This window comes from Pseudomonas sp. BMW13 (assembly GCF_013357275.1).
GTDB lineage: Bacteria > Pseudomonadota > Gammaproteobacteria > Pseudomonadales > Pseudomonadaceae > Aquipseudomonas > Aquipseudomonas khazarica.
The window spans coordinates 1-1,876 of the sequence record NZ_SUKD01000056.1 but is presented as its reverse complement, the minus strand read 5'-3'; the positions used below and the strand labels follow the sequence as shown (position 1 = coordinate 1,876).

At 66.8% G+C, this 1,876-nt stretch carries 2 protein-coding genes; both read right to left on the bottom strand.

The window, feature by feature from the left end; genetic code table 11:
• Positions 1–1,149, bottom strand: a 1,149-nt coding sequence (locus tag E4487_RS24170; protein ID WP_175254566.1) for a BCCT family transporter, incomplete at its 3' end; no start/stop codon positions are given.
• 182 nt (positions 1,150–1,331) lie between these two features.
• Positions 1,332–1,876 (bottom strand): BCCT family transporter (locus tag E4487_RS24165; RefSeq protein WP_175254565.1); only part of this gene is annotated, 545 nt, incomplete at its 5' end.

The following is a 1,876-nucleotide window of genomic DNA, read 5'->3' as shown; positions in this document are numbered from 1 at the left end:
CGGCGACCAGCTGATCCACCAGGCCCAGTAGAACGCCGTCCAGCCCTGGCTGAAGTTGGCGTCCTCGCGCCCGACCGGGTTGGACAGCGCCGGCAGGTACTGCAGGTAGGCACCCAGGTTGTCCAGCACGCCGGTCAGCAGCAGGGCGGTCGGCCCGGCGAGCAGCACGAACAGCAGCAGCGCCAGGGCCAGGCCCATGTTGATCTCCGACAGGCGCTTGACCCCCTTGTCCACGCCGGTCAGCACCGAGCACAGGGCGATCAGGGTGATCACCGTGATCAGCAACACCTTGGTGGTGGTATCGGCCGGCAGGCCGAACAGCGCGTGCAGGCCCGCAGTGGCCTGCTCGGCGCCCAGGCCCAGCGAGGTGACCAGGCCGAACAGGGTGGCGAACACCGCGAGGATGTCGATCAGGTGGCCCGGCCAGCCCCAGACGCGCTCACCGAGCAGCGGGAAGAAGATCGAGCGGAACGACAGCGGCAGGCCCTTGTTGAAGGCGAACAGGCCCAGCGCCAGGGCGACGATGGCATACACCGCCCAGGGGTGCAGGCCCCAGTGGAAGATGGTGGTGGCCATGCTCAGGCGCGCCGCCTCGGCGGAGTCGCCCGCAGCGGCACCCAGCGGCGCCCAGTCGGTGCGTACGCCGTTGGCGTCCACGCTGATGCCGCCCAGGGCCGTGCCGTAGTGCGACATCGGCTCGGCCACGCCGTAGAACATCAGGCCGATACCCATGCCGGCGGCGAACAGCATGGCGAACCAGGAGAAGTACGAGTAATCGGGGCGCGCCAGCGTACCGCCGAGGCGCACCTTGCCCAGCGGCGACACGATCAGCCCCAGGCACAGCAGCACGAAGATGTTGGCCGAGCCGATGAAGAACCACGACAGGTGCACCGTCAGCCAGTCACGCACGGCCTTGAACAGCGGCTCGATCTGGTCGTGCATGGCCAGCGCCAGCGCGACGAAGATGAACGCGGTCACCGCCGAGATCAGGAAGACCACGCCATGGATGTCGAGATTGACCAGGTAGCGGCCACGGATGTTGTCCTGGCCGACCACGTAGTCGGTGTCGATGAGGGTGACGGCACCACTCGGGGCGGGAATACCGTCTGCGGATGAGTCGTTGTTGCGGGGTACGGGGCCTTGGCTCAAGGGGCTGCTCCTTCTTTTTCTAGGGCGCGCGCAGGGGCTGCGAATCGCGGAAGCCGACGCTAGCAGAAGGAAAAAACGGCCTGCACCGCGGGAACGCCGCGGGTTTTCCCATTAACGACCCGTTACCCGGGAACGAAAAAGCGCGCCCGAAGGCGCGCTTTTGGCAACGGCGAGCAGCCTGCTCAGCGCGGCTCGCTCATCAGCCCCTTGACGATGGAGATGCAGCCCACCAGCAGCACGATGGTGAACGGCAGGCCCGTCGACACGGCCATCGCCTGCAACGCCACCAGACCGCCACCGAGCAGCAGGGCGATGGCGATGACGCCCTCGATGCTGGCCCAGAACACGCGCTGCGGTACCGGAGCGTTGACCTTGCCGCCGGCGGTGATGGTATCGATCACCAGCGAGCCGGAGTCCGACGAGGTGATGAAGAACACCACCACCAGCACGATGCCGATGAACGAGGTGATGCCGGTCAGCGGCATCTCACCGAGCATGCTGAACAGCTTCAGCTCCAGGCCGGCATCCTGCGCACCGGTGAAACCGTCCACCAGCAGCTGATTGATGGCGGTGCCGCCAAAGGCGGTCATCCACAGCACCGACACCAGCGACGGTACCAGCAGCACGGCGATGAGGAACTCACGCACGCTGCGGCCACGGCTGACCCGCGCGATGAACATGCCCACGAACGGCGACCAGCTGATCCACCAGGCCCAGTAGAACGCCG